The following is a 16,681-nucleotide window of genomic DNA, read 5'->3' as shown; positions in this document are numbered from 1 at the left end:
CCTTACTTGGCGCTGGCGAGCAGCCGCTGCACGATCGCCTCGACGTCGCGGGCCGCGTCGCTGGAGGGCGAGCGGGTCAGCAGCGGGGTCTGGTTGCGGATGGCGTCGCGCACCTTCAGGTCGCGGCGGATGATGCCCGCCAGCGCCGGCTTGTATTTCAGGAAGTTCTGGCAGGCCTTCAGGATGGTGCCGTAGGTCCGCTCGCCGTCCTTCACGCTCTGCGCCATGTTCACCACGATCCGCAGGTCGGCGGACGGGTTGGTGGCGTGGGTCAGCTTGATGAAGGCATAGGCGTCGGTCAGCGAGGTCGGCTCGTCCGTCGTCACCACCAGCGTGGTGCCGGCCGGGCCGGACAGGGTGCGCACCGTGCGGTCGACGCCGGCGCCCATGTCCATCACCACCCGGTCATAGCTCTTCGCCAGCTCCAGCAGGTCATTGCGCAGGCCGGACAGGCGCTGGCTCGGCAACTGCGCCAGCGTGCCGGATCCCGAGCGGCCGGCGATGATGTCGAATCCGGTGTCGGGGAAGCGCTGCGCCGCCTTGGCCAGCGTCACCTCGCCGTTGATGACGGCACCCAAATCGTTCTTGGGCGAGAAGCCCAGCTGGATGTCGACATTGGCGAGGCCCAGATCGCCGTCGAACAGCAGCGTGTTCATGCCCGCCTTGGTCAGGGCGTGGCTCAGCGTGATGGAGAACCACGTCTTGCCGACGCCGCCCTTTCCGCTGGCCACGGCGATGACGTTGGCGCCGCGCAGCGGGCGAACGTTCTTGAGGGCGGCCGGGAACACCGGATCGGTCATGGCAGGGTCCTCGACGAGGGGGAACTGGCGGCCTTAGCCTTGGTTGCGGGTTTTGCGGATGCTGGTTTCGTCGGCTTCGCGGCGGCGGCCCTGCGCGGTGGCGGCGGTGGTGGTGCCGGCTCGATCTCCGGCTCGTCGTCCTCCGGCTCATAGCCCCGTCCGAACTTCGGCTTGCGCTCGGGCGTATGGTCCGGCTCATGATCCGGCTGGCCGCCTTCGCCGATGTCGTCGTCCTCGTCCCACGCCGCAGTGCGGGCGGCGCGGCGCGGCGCCGGCTCCTTCACGGCGGGGGCCTTCTCCTCGGCCGGAATCATCATGCGGGCAAGCGCCAGCGGGTTCAACGCCGTCAGTCCCTCCGCCACCTTGGACGAGATGCTGGCGTCGCAGAAGGACAGCCGGGCGCGCGCGGCGATGGCAAGGACGCTGCCCAGCCGGCGGGCGATGTCCAGCCGGGTCACCAGCATGCGGCGCACGCCGACCGCCTTGAAGGCCAGCGCCATGTCGGCGGCCTCCAGCGCGTCCAGCCCGGCCGGCAGCACCAGCACCGGCTCCACCTCCCCGGCGGACAGCATGGCGCGCAGGTCCTGCATGTCCTCGGCGTCGAACGGGTTGCGCCCGGCGGTGTCGACCAGCACGAGGTCGGTGCGGCGATGCACCTCGAAGGCGCCGGCCAGCGCGTCGGGGTCCTCCACCGTCGCCAGCTTCAGCTTCATCAGCCGGGTGAAGGCGGCCAGCTGGTCGACGCCGCCGGCCCGCACCGTGTCGGTGGTGATGACGCCGACCGAGCATTTGCGGAAGACCGCCCGCGCCGCCAGCTTGGCCGCGACCAGGGTCTTGCCCGACCCCGGCGGCCCAACAAGCGCCAGCGGCTTCACCGGCGACCGGCCGTCGGGCAGCGGGTTGAAAGTGAAGAAGGAATCGAGCGCCGAGCCCAGCGCCAGCCGCGGATCCTCGGTGTCCAGCCCGGACGCCGCATCGATCAGCTGTTCGGCCAGCGCCGCCGGCACGCCATGGCGTTGCAGGGCGTCGGCCACCACCTCGCCCACGTCGATCTCGGGTTCCACCGGCTTCGGCGGCGCCTTGCCCCGGCCGCCGCGCGCGGTGCCGGAGGATTGGGCCGGCGGCAGGTCGTCCTCTTCCACCGCCGCCGTGACGCGCACGCCGCCGCCTTCCTCCTCGCGCGTGGCGACGATGATGGCGTCGTCGCCCAGCGACTGGCGCACCATCCGCATGGCGTCGGACATGGTCTTGGCGTGGAAGGACTTCAGCCGCATCGGCAGCGCCTTCCGTCAGCTAAGGAGGGGGGAACGGCACGCACCATCAGATCTGCCCCAGGGTCTTGATGCGGGCCTTCGGGTGGATCTCGTTCTGCGACATGACCACGGTCGCCGGCCGGAACCGCTCGACGATGGAGCGGACGAAGGGCCGGATCAGCGGGCTGGTCAGCAGTACGGGGCTCTCGCCCATCATGGCATGTCGCTCGAAGGTTTGACGGACGGAGGTGATGAACTGCTGCAGGCGGGACGGGGCCATCGTCAGCTGCCTGTCGTCGCCGTCGCCCACCAGCGATTCGGCGAACCCCTGCTCCCATTCGGGCGACAGGGTGACGAGCGGGATGAAGCCCATCTCGTTCGTGTTCGCGTCGCAAATCTGCCGGGCAAGGCGGGACCGCACATGCTCGGTGATCTGGGTGATGCTGCGGGTCTGGCTGGTCGCTTCGGATACCCCTTCCAATATGGTGGGAAGATCCCGGATCGAGACCCGTTCGGCAAGGAGATTCTGCAACACCCGTTGCAATCCGCCCACAGTGATCTGGCTGGGCACCACATCGGCGATCAGCTTCTGGTGTTCCTTGTCGGTCTCGTCCAGCAGCTTCTGCGTCTCGGTGAAGGACAGCAGCTCCGGCATGTTGTCCTTGATCAGCTCGGTCAGGTGGGTGGTCACCACGGTCGACGGATCGACCACGGTGTAGCCCTTGAACAGCGCCTCTTCGCGGTAACCCGGCTCGATCCAGATGGCGGGCAGGCCGAAGGTCGGCTCCACCGTCTGCTCTCCGGGAAGGCTCATGGCGTCGCCGCGCGGGTCCATCACCAACAGCATGTTGGGCCGGATGTCGCCGCGCCCGGCCTCGATCTCCTTCACGCGGATGATGTAGGTGTTGGGCGGAAGCTGCAGATTGTCCTGGATGCGCACCGCCGGCATGACGAAGCCGACCTCTCCGGCGATCTGCCGGCGCAGGCCCTTGATCTGGTCGGTCAGCCGATGGCTTCCTGCCTGCGGCTGGTTGATGAGGGAGAGCAGGCCATAGCCCAGCTCCAGCCGGATCAGGTCGATGGCGAGAGCGGTGGCGATCGGCTCGTCCGGCGCCGGCCCGCCACCCGGCATGCCGCCCGGCGCTCCGCCGGCCGCCGCCGCTTCCTCCGCCGCCGCGGCCTCTTCCGCTTCCTTCTTCGCGCGCAGGCGCGGCATGTACCAGGCGGCGGCGCCGACGATGCCGATGACCGGGGCCAGAGTCAGGATCGGCATGCCCGGCAGCAGGGCCAGCACGCCGATGGCGCCGGCCGACAGGGCCAGCGCCTGGCTGTGACCGGTCAGCTGCCCGACCACCGCCTTGTCGGTCGAGCCGCCCATGCCGGCCTTCGACACCAGGAAGCCGGCGGAGATCGAGATCACCAGCGCCGGGATCTGCGACACCAGACCGTCGCCGATGGTCAGCTTGGTGAAGGTGTCCAGCGCCGTCATCACCGGCATGTCGTGGCGCAGCACCGCGATGGTCACGCCGCCGATGATGTTGATGAACATGATCATCAAGCCGGCGACGGCGTCGCCCTTCACGAACTTCGACGCACCGTCCATCGAGCCGAAGAAGGCGCTTTCGTCCTCCAGCTCCTTGCGCCGCGCCCGCGCCGTGCCTTCGTCGATCATGCCGGCCGACAGGTCGGCGTCGATGGCCATCTGCTTGCCGGGCATGGCGTCCAGGGTGAAGCGCGCCGCCACTTCGGCGATGCGGCCTGAACCGGCGGTGATGACCTTGAAGTTCACGATGGTCAGGATGGCGTAGATGATGACGCCGATGACGAAATCGCCGCCCATGACCAGGCTGGCGAAGGCCTCGATCACATGGCCGGCGGCCGACGTGCCCTCATGTCCATGCGTCAGGATCAGGCGGGTGGACGCCATGTTGAGCGAGAGGCGCAACAGCGTGGTGATCAGCAGAATCGTCGGGTAGGACGACAGCTCCAGCGGCTTGGAGATGAACAGCACCACCATCAGGATCAGGATGGAGATGGTGACGTTCAGCCCCAGCATCATGTCGAGCATGACGCTGGGCAGCGGCATGATCAGCCCGACCACGACGATCAGGATGCCGATGGCCATCGCCACGTCGCCGCGCTTCAGCGACGACTTGGCGACCGACCACATCTCGCCGAAGGCGGCCATGTTGCCGGGGCCACCCCCGCCGCCGCCCCCGCCGCTATTCTGCTCCGTCAGCGCCATGGATGCTCCCGCCGCTCAAGTCCCGGACCGCAAGGCGGCGTCAGGCCGTCGCCCGCTCGTCGTTGCCCGGGGTGGGCACGTTGCGGCCCTCGTCGCCATACTGCTTCAGCTTGTTGCGAAGCGTGCGGATCGAGATGCCCAGGATGTTGGCGGCATGGGTGCGGTTGCCCAGGCAGTGGGTCAGCGTCTCCAGGATCAGGTCGCGCTCGACATCCGCCACCGTGCGGCCGATCAGCGCCGCCAAGCCGGCGCCGCTGGTCCCGGCGCTGGCGGCGGCCGCCGCGCTGCTGTTGGCCGCCATGCCGTAGGGGCCGGGCTTGCCACCCTTCGGCGGGCCGTAGCTGTTCGGCAAGGCGCCTTGCGGCGGAACCACCAGCGGGGTGGACGGCTGCTGCGGCTGGGAGGGCGCGGCCGGCACGGTGCCGCCGGGACCGGCGAACGGGTTGGCGACCGGCGAATCGCTGGGGATGGAGGCCTGGGCGCTGCCTTCCGGGGCCAGCAGCTTGCTGGTCAGCATGATCGCTTCCGGCCCGACCTCTTCCCCGCGCGACAGCAGGACGGCGCGGTGCATGGTGTTTTCCAGCTCGCGCACGTTGCCGCGCCAGTGATGGGTCTGGAGCATCAGCATCGCGTCCTCGGTCAGGCGCTTCTCGCCCAGCCCGTTGGCCTCCGCGTATTTCTTCAGGAAATGCTCGGCGATCATCGGGATGTCGGCCGGGCGTTCGCGCAGGGACGGGATCGCCACGCTGAACACGTTCAGGCGGAAATACAGATCCTCGCGGAAATTGCCGGAGCGGACCTCCGCCTCCAGATTGCGGTTGGAGGTGGCGATCAGGCGGACATTGACCTTCACCGGCTGGCTGGAGCCGATGCGGTCGATCTCCTTCTCCTGGATGGCGCGCAGCAGCTTGGCCTGCAGGCGCGGATGCATCTCCGACAGCTCGTCCAGCAGCAGGGTGCCGTTGTTGGCCTCCTCGAACTTGCCGAGACGCCGGGCGACGGCGCCGGTGAAGGCGCCCTTCTCATGCCCGAACAGCTCCGATTCCAGCAGGTTTTCCGGAATGGCGGCGCAGTTGACCGCGACGAAGGGCTCGCCGGACCGCCGGCTCTTGCGGTGGATGAAGCGGGCCATCAGCTCCTTGCCGGTGCCGCTCTCGCCGGTGATCATCACCGAGGCGTCGCTGGGCGCCACCTGCTCGGCCAGCCGCAGGGTCGCCAGCATGGCGGGGTCGCTGCAGACGATGGAATGGCTTTCCTCGGCAACCGCCTCCAGCACCGCGGCGATCAGCTCGGCATTGGGCGGCAGCGGCAGATACTCCTTGGCACCGGCGCGGATGGCGCGCACGGCGGCGGCCGCATCGGTGCCGATGCCGCAGGCGACCACCGGGATGGTGATCCGCTCCGACTTCAGGCTGTCGATGAAGGTGGCGATGTCCAGCTTGACGTCGATCATCACCAGATCGGCGCCGGCGGCGGCACGCAAGGCGTTCAGCGCCCCTTCGATGCTGTCGGTGTGCGACACCTTGGCCCCCCGCTTCATGGCGATCTTGCCGGCGGCGGTGATGTAGCCTTCCAACGTTCCAACGATCAGCAGACGCATAGCCTTACGCTCCCACTCTCGGGGCTTCCCGGTCGAAATACTGGATCCGCTTTCCAGGCGGCAGGACGGCGTTCAGGAGCATCTCCAGACGCCGCGGATTCTCCTGGCGCGCGATGGACACGGCGCCGATGGTGTAAAGGGTCTTGACCAGCGCGTCCTCCTCCGCCGCCCGCTCCACCTTGGCGGCGAGCGGGGAGAGGACGACGTTGCCGAGCACGGCCCCGTAGAAGGTCGTCAGCAGCGCCAGCGCCATCGCCGGCCCGATGGCCGACGGGTCGCTCAGGCTGCCCAGCATCTGCACCAGACCGACCAGCGTGCCGATCAGCCCCATGGCCGGCGCCACTTCCGAGGCGCGGCGCAGCACGCCGGCGCTCTTGCCGTGGCCGCCGGCGGTGGCCTCGACCTCGCCGGTCAGCATCCGCTCGATGGCGTCGGGCGGCAGCCCTTCGGTGATCAGGGTGACGCTGCGATGCAGGAAGGGTTCGCCGCGCAGTTCCGGCAGGACGTTGCGCAGGGTCTCCGGCCCGGCCCGGCGCGCGGCCTCGGCCAGCAGGATCACCTGCCGCGCCACGCCCTTGGGGTCCAGCGTCTGGTGGACCAGCACCGCCGCCGCGTTCCTCCAGGCCACCGCCACGTCGCCCAGCGAGAAGGAGGCGGTGGTGACCGCCAGCGTTCCGCCCAGCACGATCAGCAGCGAGGGCGGATCGAGGAAGGCGCGGGCCGACCCGCCGGTGGTGATGGCGATCAGGATCACCCCGGCGGCGGCGGCCAGCCCGACCAGCGTCGCCACGTCCAGCCCGCCGCGCAGCCGCACGCTCCGCCCCGGCGCGGTGGCGCCGGTTTGGGCGCCGGTGTGGGCAGCAGCCGGCTCGGCCTGGGCCGCGGCACGGGGGCCGCCGCCTGCGCCATTGCCGGCGGCGCCCTTCGCGCGGGACGCGGTGCTGTCGGACGAAATCGCCATCAGCCCCGGTCCGACTTGATGATTTCCGTCATGGTCACGCCCAGCCGGTCTTCCACCACCACCACCTCGCCGCGGGCGACCAGGCGGTTGTTGACGTAGATGTCGATGGCCTCGCCGACCTTGCGGTCCAGCTCCACCACCGCGCCGCGGCCCAGCTTCAGCAGCTGCGCCACCTGCATGGTCGATTTGCCCAGCACCGCGGAGATCTGGACGGGGATGTCGTACACCGCCTCCAGATCCTTGGTGATTCCGGGGCTGGCGTAGTCGTCGCCATCGCCACCCTGCAGATCGTTCAGCGAGAAATTGTCGCTCGGCATGTCGGTCTCGGACCTCCTTCATTCCGGACACCCCTTAGACGGGGGCCGGAGCCTCCAGCATGTGCGCGGCGCGGCGTTCGATCTCGGCCAGCAGCTGGGCGGTGTCCCGCTCCATGCCGCCCTCGGCCCATTCGATGCGGCAGCCGCCGGGGGCGATCGACGGGTCGCCGATCACCATCAGCTTGGCGCCGAAGCCGCGCGAGCCCACCGTTTCGTCCAGATGGTCGCGCACCAGACCCATCGTATCCTCGGCCACCCGGATGACCAGCCGCGGCTCGTCGATCAGGTCGGTCAGGCAGGCGCGGACCATGCTCTCGACCTCGACCATGCCGCCGCGCCGCGCCCATTCGGGCAGCAGCTTGCGGACGATGGCCAGCGCCAGATGGACCGGCTGTTCGCCGCGCGCGGCGTTGCCCGCCTCGCGCTCCGCCAGCAACCGCTGCACCCCGTCGGCGATCTGCGACAGGGCGTTGGCGATGCGGTTGTTCACCGTCGCCTCGATCTCCGTCTTGCCGCGCTCGTAGCCGGTGTTCTGGCCGGCGGCCATGCCGTCGGTGAAGCCCTTGCCGTAGCCCTCGGAGGTGCCCGCCGACTTGCCGGCGGCCATGCCCTCCTCGTAGCCCTGGGCGCGGGCGGCGGCCAGCTCCTCCTCGCCGAAGGTCGGGGCGGGCGGCAGTTCCGGCTCCGGCTCGGGTTCCGGATGGGCCGACAGCTCGTCCTCGGGCAGCAGGTCGTCGTCCTCCACATGGGTCATGCGGGGAACGGCGTCCACGTCGAAGGACTCGTCGAAGAGGAATTTGCGCACGCTCATCGCCGCGTCCCTTCCTCGAATTCAGTGGAAACGGAGGCCGGCATCGCTCAGCTCTCCTGATACAGCCAGTTGCGCAGGATGGAGACCGCCTCTTCCGGATGCTTGTCGACGATCTCGCCGACCTTGCGCAGGGAGGACGCGCGGACGCGGCCTTCCACCCGGTTGATGTCGATCATCTGCTCCAGTTCCTCGTCGGCCTGCGCCGCTTCCAGCGCCAGATCCTGGGCCAGCGCGCCGGTGGGGGCGGCGAGCGCGGCCGGCATGCCGGCCTGATCGGTCAGCAGGCGGTCCATCTCGTCCTCCTCCTGCATCTCCGCCTTCTCGAAGGCGCGGGAGATCAGCGGGCGGATGACCAGCAGGATGATGAGGACGGCGACGATGCCCAGCACGACCATCTCCGCGATGCGGAACAGGTCGTCCTTGGTCATGCCCATGAACAGCTCTTCCGGCTTCTGGATGTCGTCCTCGGGCGACCAGAAGCGCATGTTCACCACTTCCAGCGAGTCGCCGCGCACGGCGTCCAGCCCGACGGCGGACCGCACCAGCGCCTTGATGCTCTCGATCTCCTGCTCGCTGCGCGGCTGGTAGGTCGGCGCGCCGTCCTTGTTGTTCTGATAGGTGCCGTCGACCAGCACGGCGACCGACATGCGGCGCACCTGTCCCGCCTCGCGGACATGGGACTTGGTGGTCTTGGTGATCTCGTAATTGATCGTCTCTTCGGCGCGGGACGACTTGTTGGAGGACAGCGGGCTGGCGCTGCTGCTGGCCTGGGCCGTGGGCAGGTTCTGGTCCACCGTCACCGGGGCCAGCGGGTCGCGGTCGCTGCTCTCGTTCGATTCGTTGACGGTCTGGGTCGATCGGACGACCTGGCTTTCCGGATCGAAGATTTCCGACTGGGTGGTGATGCGGTCGAAGTCGAGGTCGGCCGACACCTCCGCCCGCACCTTGCCGTAGCCCAGAGTCCGGCCCAGCAGATCCTCGATGGTGCGGGCCATCCGCCCCTCATAGGCCTGCTTCTTCTCCTCCGCGCTCGCCATCATCGCTTCGGCGGTGTCGCTGCCGGTGCCGCGCGCCAGCAGGTTGCCCTTGTCGTCGACGATGGAGATGCGGTTGGGATCCAGGTTGGGGACGGAGGCGGCGATCAACTGCTGGATCGCCTGGATGTTCTCGCGGCTCAGCTTGGCGCCGGGGCGCAGCTTCAGGAAGACGCTGGCGGTCGCCGGGTTCTGCTGGCGGGCGAACAGCTCGCGCTTGGGCAGCACCAGATGCACGCGGGCCTGCATGACGCCGTTCAGCGTCTGCACCGTGCGCGCCATCTCGCCTTCCAGCGCGCGCAGGTGGTTGATGTTCTGCATGAAGCTGGTGGCGCCGAACCCCTCGCCCTTGTCGAACAGCTCGTAGCCCACCGATCCGCCCGACGGCAGGCCCTGGGCCGCCATTCGCATGCGCATCGGCCCGACCTGATCGGCGGGGACGGTGATCTTGGTGCCGGACTTGTCGACGCTGTAGGGGACCTTGGCCTCCTCCAGCTTCTTGGCGATGGCCGCCGCCTCCGACTGCTGGAGGTCGGAATAGAGCAGTTCCATTTCCGGCGTGGACAGCCGGGTGGTCAGATAGACGAAGAATCCGATCAGCAACAGCCCGACGCCGCCGATCGCCGCAAGGCGTGCGGGTCCGAGATTGCGCAAGGTCTGCAGCAGGTTGTTCACGCGCGGTCCCCGATCGGAAATCTTCCCGGCATACTCTCCACACGTCTCCGTTTCGCGATTGCGAGACGGTTTGTGCAAGTTCCGCGCCGGGCATGCCTATGTTGGGGCATGCTGCGGTGTCTTGATGAAGAGAGGGTTAATCGGCGGCAGTTTTTGCCGGGCGCCCGGCAAAATATGCCTAGTGCCCCGCAAATGTTGCAGCCCTGCGGCGGCTGTGCAACGGCTTCGCTCGCAACCTTGGGTCACAATGCCGCAGCCGGCTTCGGGCGTGAGCGGAGCCGCCCGCCAGACGCGACTGTGGGTAGGGCGATACCGCTCAATGCGCGAAAAGAGTGCGGCCCTATGACCAACCGGCTGATTCCCGCGAAAACCACCCTGCCCAAAAGAGGTAACTGGTCCAGCGGCGGTTGACATCGGTAGGTCGCGGTCATAGCTGAGTTGCATTCCGTCCCCGTGACCGGCCGATTCGTCTTCCCGGCGACGTGTTCCTAAGCTTCGGCGCCAGTGTGGGCGTTCCGGATGGCGGCGGGAGGAGTCGGCTGCCGGGACCAGTGCGGACCAGTACAGGATCGAAGGGGAAAAGCCATGAAACGGCGTGGGCGCGAAAAGAAGGAAGGCCTGAACGAGGTCGATGTGTTCGTCGGCCAGCGCCTGCGGGAGCTGCGCATGCTCGCCGGCCTCAGCCAGAGCGACGTCGCCGCGGCGTTGGGGCTGACCTTCCAGCAATTGCAGAAGTACGAGCGCGGCTTCAACCGCGTGTCCTCCAGCCGCCTGTTCAAGCTGGGCCAGTTCTTCCGCGTGCCCGTCTCCGTCTTCTTCGAAGGGCTGGAGAACCGCCAGCAGGCGGGCGAGGGCGGCGAGATGCCGGCGGCGGCCGGTGGCGAGGAGCAGGAGAACACGCTGCAATCGCGCGAGGCGCTGATGCTGGCGCGCTATTTCCAGAGCATCCGCGACCCGCAGATCCGCGCGGCCATCCGCGAGCTTGCCGAGCGCTGTGCGGAGCAGCAGGCCGACGGGGCCTCCACCGGCGCGGCGCCGGCGCCCAAGCGCGGCCGTGGCCGTCGGGCGGAGCAGGGCGGCCACGCCTGACGCCGGCCAGCGGTCTCGGGCCAGGTGGCTCAGGCCGGCTTCAGCCGCCGGTAATGCTCCAGGAAATCGGCCAGCGCTTCCTCCGGGCCGAGCGGCACGATGGCGGTTTCGTCCGGGTCGGGCAGGTCGCGCCAGTTGACGCGGTGCGGCGCGCAGAGGTCGCGCAGCTCGGTCGCCAGCGCCCGCTGGTCGGCCAGCTTGACCGCCTTCGGCTCCGGATGGCGGAAGCCGAAGCGAAGGGCGAGCGCGCTCTTGATCGGCTCCACCGCCTGTCGGATGGCGTCGCGGCCGATCCGCACCTTCCACGGCGTCGGCCAGTCGCCGGTGAAGGCCTCCTCGCAGTCATGCATCAGCGCGTCGTAGGCATAGCCCTGCGGCGCCAGCCGGCTGGCCAGGACGCAGTGCTGGGCCACGCTGAAGAAGCGCTGGGTGTTGCCGACGAAGCGGCACTGGTAGGCCAGCGGCCGGGCGATGTCCTCGATGTCGAAGGGGCCGAAGTCCGGCCGCTCCAGATCCACCGTCCGGCCCGAATAGGTGATCATCACCGCCGTCGGCTCGGGCACGTCGAGCAGATCGAACTGGTCGGGATGGGTGACGCGCGGCGACCCGCCGCGCCGCTTCGGCGTTGCTTTCTTCATCCCTGGAGTCTCTAGCAGATCGGTCCCGCGCCGCTCAACCGCGCGTAATCTCCCTCTCCCCGGGGGGAGAGGGGATACTTTCTGCCGGGTCGCGCACCAGGCTGCTGGTGGCGGCGACGGTGGTCTCCAGCAGGGGCAGCAATGCCGCGACCTTTTCGGTGTCGGCCGGGCTGTCGTTGATGGCGCGGGCGATGGCGGCCATGCGCGGGGCGCCGAAATTGGCGGCCAGCCCGGTCAGCGTGTGGGCCGCCTGCTTCAGCTCCTTCGGCCGGCCGGCCTGCAGGGCGGAGCGGATCGCCGTCAGCTCGCGCAACGCCGTCTCCGGCAGCAGTTGCAGCATGCCGTCCAGCGCCTCGCCGCCCAGCGCCAGCCGCAGCTCCGCCAGCTTCACCCGGTCGACCAGCGGCAGGGACGAGAACTGGCCGCCCTCCGCCGCCGGGCGGCAGGGCATCGGCACCACCCGCCCGTCCTGCGGCCGGGTCGCCAGATCGATCAGCACGGCGTTCAACTGCTCCCAGTCGATCGGCTTGGTCAGATAGGCGTCCAGCCCGGCCGCCATATGGCCGTCGCGATGCTCCGGCAGGGCGTCGGCCGACAGCCCGACGATGGGGATGCGCGCCACCGGCCCGTCCATCCGGCGGATCGCCCGCGCCGTCGACCGGCCGTCCAGCACCGGCATCTCCATGTCCAGGATCAGCGCGTCGTAATCGGCCGCCGTGACCGCGGCCAGCGCCGCCCGCCCATCGGTCACCGCGTCGATCTGGTGGCCGATGCGGGTCATCATGGCGACGATCAGCATGCGGTTGATGTCGTTGTCCTCGGCCAGCAGAAGCCGCAGCGGCACCCGCGTCGGCTCCGGTATCTCCGCCGCCGACAGGGCCGGCCGGGAACCGAGGTCGGCGGCCGGCTGCGCCTCCGCCAGTCGGCTGCGGATCGAGAAGCGGAAGGTGGACCCGCGGCCGGGCGCGCTGGAGACGGTGATCTCGCCGCCCATCGCCTCCACCAGCCGCTTGCAGATCGCCAGCCCCAGCCCGGTGCCGCCATATTTGCGGCTGGTCGACACGTCGGCCTGGACGAAGGCGTCGAACAGGCGGGCGCGCTGCTCCGCCGTCATGCCGATGCCGTTGTCCTGCACCTCGAACCGCAGGATCACGGAGCCATCCGGCGCGCCCAAGTCCCCTGGCGCGCCCAAGTCCCCTGGCGCGCCCAAGTCGCCCGGCGGGCCGACAGGAGGGTCCGGCGACCACACGGCGATCTCGATGGCGCCGCGGTCGGTGAACTTGATGGCGTTGGACACCAGATTGAACAGCACCTGCCGCAGCCGGGTGGGATCGCCGCGGATGTGGCGCGGCGTGTCCTCGGCGATGGAGGCCGACAGGCTCAGCCCCTTGGCCGCCGCCCGCACCAGGAACAGCTGGACCACGTCCTCCACCAGCCGGGGCAGCGAGAAGTCGATCTCCTCCAGCGTCAGTTGTCCCGCCTCGATCTTGGAGAAGTCGAGCACGTCGTTCAGGATCGTCATCAGCGTGTCGGCCGAAGAGCGCAGCGTCTTGACGAAGGCCTTCTGCTGGTCGTTCAGCCCGCTGCCCATCAGCAGGTCGCCCATGCCGATCACCGCGGTCATCGGCGTGCGCAGCTCGTGGCTCATCATCGCCAGGAAGCGCGACTTGGCGCGGCTGGCGTTCTCCGCCGCGATGCGGGCGGCCTCCGCCTCCTCCCGCGCGCCGTCCAGCTTTTCGGCCAGGGCGAAGGTCTCGGCCGCCAGCTTGGTCAGCTGCTCCTCGGCGGCGCGCAGTTCCTCCTGCGACCGGCGGCTGTGGGTGACGTCGGCGCAGGAGGCGGCGATCCAACGCGCCCGCCCATCGGACTCTCCCCCTGGCCCCGGCACCGGCTGCAGGTTCAACGCATTCCAGAAGGCGGTGCCGTCCTTTCGGTAATTCAGCACCTCCACCGACAGGGGCCTCGCCTCGGCCAGCGCGGCGCGGATGGCTGCCGCGGTCTCCGGATCGGTACCCGGCCCCTGCAGGAAGCTGCCGTCCTGGCCGATCACCTCGTCGGCGGCATAGCCGACCATCTCCAGGAAGGCGCGGTTGCAATAGATGATGGGGTGGTTGGGAAGGGTGGCGTCGGACACGGCGATGCCGCCGCCGCTGGCCTCCACCACGGCGGCGAGCATCGCCGCCTCGGGCGAACTGCCGAAGGGGGACAGGGGGGCGGCGGGCGGCGGGGTCAAGGGAGGAGCGGTCCTGATCGGTTCGGAGGGGCTGGCCTTACGGCGGGTGGCAAGGATAGGACGTTGCGTGCCCGATTGCCATTCCCCGTCGGCGGGATCCGGGTGTCCGCCGTCCGGCAATGGCGATTCCGTTAACGACTGCGCAACAATACATCCAGAAAACTGTGTTGTCCGGCCGCGCGGCCAGCGTCCGGGTGAACACAGGCGGAGCGGAGAGCGTCATGGTGGTGGAGGCAGGTGGGCGGACCCGCCAGGTCCGGACGATACATGATCTCGGTGTGCTTCTGGTCGAGGACGACGACTTCACCCGCAAGCTGATCTACCGGCTGCTGCACGACATCGGGCTGCGGACGGTGTTCGAGGCGGCGGACGGCGTCCAGGCGCTCGACATCCTGCGCAAGAACGGCGAGGACGTCGACGTGGCGATCTGCGACCTGGAAATGCCGCGGATGACCGGGCTGGATCTCCTGCACGCCCTGCGCACCGCCACCGGCAACCCGCTTGCCGACCTGCCGGTGCTGGTGCTGACCGGCCACCGCGAGGCGGATGTGGTGAAGCGCGCCATCGCCTACGGCATCTCCGGCTATCTGGTGAAACCGGTCTCGAAGGCCGACCTTACGAAGCGCCTGACCTTCGTCATGCAGAAGCGCCAATAGCCTGGACGGGCAGGGGGCGCCCTGCTGTCCGTTCCCCGGTCCGACCTCAACCGGCGCTGGCGCTTTCGCTGCCCTTCCTGTAGAAGGGAGATCGCTACCGCCGCGACGCGAAAGGTCCATGGGTTCCTGCCATCCTTCGCCCGGCCCGCTCCGATCCCGTTTCCGGCATCGGGGAGAGCCGTGAGCAAAGATCGACCTCCCGGGTCGTCCCCCAGGTCGTACGACGCACCCCATCCCAGTGCGGAAGGGAGTTGTGCGCGCGTTTCGGACCTGCTGGACGACTTCCTGACGCGCGGCGCCGCCACCGGCGATCCCCTTTCCAACGATCCGGCCGCCCTCTCCCGCATCCCGCTTGGCGAGACATCGTCGCGAATCTCGCTCGGCGAGACGTCTTCTCGAATCTCGCTAGGCGAGATTATGGACGCGCTGGGCGACCGTGCCTTCGGCGCGCTGCTGCTGATCCTTTCCATTCCCAACGTGCTGCCGGTTCCCGGCCTGTCGACTGCCACCGGTGTGCCGATGATCCTGCTCGGCGCCCAGATGGCGCTGGGCCGGCATGGCCCCTGGCTGCCGCGCCGCATGCTGGCGGCCAGTTTCGACCGCAAGGCCTTCCTGGGCGTGATCCGCCGGGCCAAACCCTGGGTGGAGCGGGTGGAGCGCCATCTGCGGCCACGCATGCCGGCGCTGGCCGGGCCCACCGCCGAACGGCTGCTGGGGCTGGCGGTGATGATTCTGGCCGGCATCCTGTCCCTTCCCATCGTTTTCGGAAACCAGCCCCCCGCCCTCGCCATCGCGCTGATCGCGCTGGGGCTGATGGAATCCGACGGTGCCTTCGTCTCGGCCGGCCTGATCGCCGGCCTTCTGTCCATCGCCATCATCGCCGCCGTCCTGCTCGGTCTCGGGCAGGCGGCGGTCGCCGTGGCGCAACAATTGATCGGTTGAGGGAGCGCCCTAAGGGCACAACGCCATGATCTGGGAACTGTTGGTCATCGTCCTGCTGATCCTGCTCAACGCCTTCTTCGCGATGTCGGAGATGGCGCTGGTGTCGGCGCGCCGCGCCCGGCTTCAGCAGATGGCCGAGGAGAAAGGCGGCGCGGGCGCCCGCGCCGCGCTGGAGCTGTCGGAGGATCCGAGCCGCTTCCTGTCCACCGTGCAGGTCGGCATCAGCCTGACCGGCATCATCGCCGGCGCCTATGGCGGCTCCACCCTGGCCGAACGGCTCGGCGGCGTGCTGGACGAGCAGGTCGCCTGGATCGCCCCCTACGGCCACACCGTCGCGTTCGCCCTGGTGGTCGCCGCCATCACCTATTTCTCCCTCATCATCGGCGAACTGGTGCCCAAGCGCGTCGCCCTGATCTCGTCGGAACGGATCGCCGCCATGGTCGCCGCCCCGATGCGGACGGTGTCGCGCCTGTCGGCCCCGGTGGTCTGGCTTCTCGGCGTGTCGAGCGACGCGGTGCTGAAGCTTCTGCGCCTGCCGACCTCGCGCGAGCAGACGGTGACGGAGGAGGAGGTCAAGACCCTGATCGCCGAAGGCACCCAGAGCGGCGTCTTCGAGCCGGCCGAGCGCCAGATGATCGAGGGAGTGATGCATCTGTCCGACCGCACGGTGCGGTCGATCATGACGCCGCGCCCCGACCTGATCTGGCTCGACATCGACGACAGTCCCGACGCCATTGGCCGCGAGATCTGCGACAGCGGCTATTCCCGCTTCCCGGTCTGCCGCGGCGACGTTGACGAGCTGCAGGGCATCGTCGCGGCCAAGGCGCTGCTCGACCAGTCGCTGAAGGGGGTTTCCTTCGACATCCGGGCGGCGATGGTCCAGCCGCTGGTCGTCCATGACGGCACGCCGGTCTTCCGCCTGCTCGACCTGTTCAAGCAGGCCAGCGTCCACATGGCGGTGGTGGTGGACGAGTACGGCAGCGTCGAGGGTCTGGTCACCATGACCGACATCCTGGAGGCGATCGCCGGCGAACTGCCCGACAGCAGCCACGAAGGCGACACTGCCGCCGTCCAGCGCGAGGACGGCAGCTGGCTGGTCGACGGCATGACCCCGGTCGAAGAGGTCGAAGCGCTGGTCGGCGTGAAGAACATGAAGGGGGAGGGCGATTTCCACACCATCGCCGGCTTCCTTCTCGATCATTTCGGTCACGTTCCGACCGCGGCGGAGCATTTCCACTGGAACGGCATCCGTTTCGAGGTCGTCGACATGGACGGCCGCCGCATCGACAAGGTGCTGATCCAGCTGAACCCGGAAGTTTCGGAGGGGTGAGTTTGGCGTTTACTCTTGATGCCCCCTCCCCATCCCTTGTATGTTGAGTTTGGCTTATAGTGTCTCCGACGGATCGAGCTGCTGGGGGTGGCCACCC

At 68.9% G+C, this 16,681-nt stretch carries 14 protein-coding genes; 4 read left to right on the top strand and 10 right to left on the bottom strand.

The window, feature by feature from the left end:
- Positions 1–2: 2 nt before the first annotated feature.
- Genes TSO5_RS00070 through fliF form a run of 8 tightly spaced genes read right to left on the bottom strand, consistent with a single transcriptional unit; the run spans position 3 to position 9,696 of the window.
- Positions 3–800 (bottom strand): MinD/ParA family protein, encoded by a 798-nt coding sequence (locus tag TSO5_RS00070; protein ID WP_109149703.1) that lies wholly within the window; start codon positions 798–800, stop codon positions 3–5.
- Positions 797–2,074 carry a GTPase gene (locus TSO5_RS00065; RefSeq protein ID WP_109149702.1) on the bottom strand — a complete coding sequence of 426 codons (1,278 nt, stop codon included), beginning with the start codon at positions 2,072–2,074 and terminating at the stop codon, positions 797–799. The genes TSO5_RS00070 and TSO5_RS00065 overlap by 4 nt, the downstream gene beginning before the upstream one ends.
- 46 nt (positions 2,075–2,120) lie before the next feature.
- The gene (gene flhA, locus TSO5_RS00060; protein WP_109149701.1) at positions 2,121–4,298 is read right to left on the bottom strand and encodes a flagellar biosynthesis protein FlhA; all 2,178 of its coding nucleotides are present in this window, start codon (positions 4,296–4,298) and stop codon (positions 2,121–2,123) included.
- A 40-nt stretch (positions 4,299–4,338) separates the two neighbouring features.
- The gene (locus tag TSO5_RS00055; RefSeq protein ID WP_109149700.1) at positions 4,339–5,898 is read right to left on the bottom strand and encodes a sigma-54 dependent transcriptional regulator; all 1,560 of its coding nucleotides are present in this window, start codon (positions 5,896–5,898) and stop codon (positions 4,339–4,341) included.
- Positions 5,899–5,902: 4 nt separating this feature from the next.
- Entirely contained in the window at positions 5,903–6,859 is a 957-nt protein-coding gene (locus tag TSO5_RS00050) for a MotA/TolQ/ExbB proton channel family protein (RefSeq protein WP_109149699.1), read from the bottom strand.
- Positions 6,859–7,176, bottom strand: a complete 318-nt coding sequence (gene fliN / locus TSO5_RS00045; RefSeq protein WP_085083374.1) for a flagellar motor switch protein FliN — start codon at positions 7,174–7,176, stop codon at positions 6,859–6,861. Before fliN ends, TSO5_RS00050 begins: the two co-directional genes overlap by 1 nt.
- 34 nt (positions 7,177–7,210) lie before the next feature.
- Complete coding sequence (locus TSO5_RS00040; RefSeq protein ID WP_109149698.1) at positions 7,211–7,987, bottom strand: FliH/SctL family protein; 777 nt, start codon at positions 7,985–7,987, stop codon at positions 7,211–7,213.
- 47 nt (positions 7,988–8,034) lie between these two features.
- Positions 8,035–9,696, bottom strand: a complete 1,662-nt coding sequence (fliF, locus tag TSO5_RS00035) for a flagellar basal-body MS-ring/collar protein FliF (RefSeq protein WP_109149697.1) — start codon at positions 9,694–9,696, stop codon at positions 8,035–8,037.
- Positions 9,697–10,281: 585 nt separating this feature from the next.
- Between fliF and TSO5_RS00030 the strand changes: the two genes are divergently transcribed.
- Positions 10,282–10,785, top strand: a complete 504-nt coding sequence (locus TSO5_RS00030; RefSeq protein WP_109149696.1) for a helix-turn-helix transcriptional regulator — start codon at positions 10,282–10,284, stop codon at positions 10,783–10,785.
- Positions 10,786–10,814: 29 nt separating this feature from the next.
- Here the strand turns inward: TSO5_RS00030 and TSO5_RS00025 are convergent, their stop codons facing one another.
- Positions 10,815–11,423: a transcriptional regulator gene (locus TSO5_RS00025; protein ID WP_109149695.1), complete on the bottom strand. Its 609-nt coding sequence runs from the start codon at positions 11,421–11,423 to the stop codon at positions 10,815–10,817.
- A gap of 34 nt (positions 11,424–11,457) precedes the next feature.
- On the bottom strand, positions 11,458–13,656 hold the full coding sequence (locus TSO5_RS00020; protein ID WP_109149694.1) for an ATP-binding protein: 2,199 nt from the start codon (positions 13,654–13,656) through the stop codon (positions 11,458–11,460).
- 167 nt (positions 13,657–13,823) lie between these two features.
- Here TSO5_RS00020 and TSO5_RS00015 point away from each other — a divergent pair, with 167 nt between their 5' ends.
- The 3 genes from TSO5_RS00015 (at position 13,824) to TSO5_RS00005 (ending at position 16,584) form a co-directional block, all read left to right on the top strand.
- Entirely contained in the window at positions 13,824–14,312 is a 489-nt protein-coding gene (locus TSO5_RS00015) for a response regulator (protein ID WP_247870499.1), read from the top strand.
- Positions 14,313–14,492: 180 nt separating this feature from the next.
- Positions 14,493–15,254: an exopolysaccharide biosynthesis protein gene (locus TSO5_RS00010; RefSeq protein WP_109149692.1), complete on the top strand. Its 762-nt coding sequence runs from the start codon at positions 14,493–14,495 to the stop codon at positions 15,252–15,254.
- Between the two features lie 25 nt (positions 15,255–15,279).
- On the top strand, positions 15,280–16,584 hold the full coding sequence (locus TSO5_RS00005) for a hemolysin family protein (protein WP_109149691.1): 1,305 nt from the start codon (positions 15,280–15,282) through the stop codon (positions 16,582–16,584).
- The last annotated feature ends 97 nt before the right edge of the window (positions 16,585–16,681 follow it).

The organism is Azospirillum sp. TSO5 (assembly GCF_003116065.1).
Classification (GTDB): domain Bacteria; phylum Pseudomonadota; class Alphaproteobacteria; order Azospirillales; family Azospirillaceae; genus Azospirillum.
Note: the sequence above shows the minus strand (reverse complement) of the source record. Positions and strands in the feature narration are given on the sequence as shown.

Bases quoted from the DNA above. Each gene is read 5' to 3' on its own strand.
- TSO5_RS00005 (WP_109149691.1), top strand. From the start codon at position 15,280: ATGATCTGGGAACTGTTGGTCATCGTCCTGCTGATCCTGCTCAACGCC.
- TSO5_RS00065 (WP_109149702.1), bottom strand. From the start codon at position 2,074: ATGCGGCTGAAGTCCTTCCACGCCAAGACCATGTCCGACGCCATGCGG.
- TSO5_RS00025 (WP_109149695.1), bottom strand. From the start codon at position 11,423: ATGAAGAAAGCAACGCCGAAGCGGCGCGGCGGGTCGCCGCGCGTCACC.
- TSO5_RS00050 (WP_109149699.1), bottom strand. From the start codon at position 6,859: ATGGCGATTTCGTCCGACAGCACCGCGTCCCGCGCGAAGGGCGCCGCC.
- TSO5_RS00055 (WP_109149700.1), bottom strand. From the start codon at position 5,898: ATGCGTCTGCTGATCGTTGGAACGTTGGAAGGCTACATCACCGCCGCC.
- TSO5_RS00070 (WP_109149703.1), bottom strand. From the start codon at position 800: ATGACCGATCCGGTGTTCCCGGCCGCCCTCAAGAACGTTCGCCCGCTG.
- TSO5_RS00030 (WP_109149696.1), top strand. From the start codon at position 10,282: ATGAAACGGCGTGGGCGCGAAAAGAAGGAAGGCCTGAACGAGGTCGAT.
- flhA (WP_109149701.1), bottom strand. From the start codon at position 4,298: ATGGCGCTGACGGAGCAGAATAGCGGCGGGGGCGGCGGCGGGGGTGGC.
- TSO5_RS00040 (WP_109149698.1), bottom strand. From the start codon at position 7,987: ATGAGCGTGCGCAAATTCCTCTTCGACGAGTCCTTCGACGTGGACGCC.
- fliN (WP_085083374.1), bottom strand. From the start codon at position 7,176: ATGCCGAGCGACAATTTCTCGCTGAACGATCTGCAGGGTGGCGATGGC.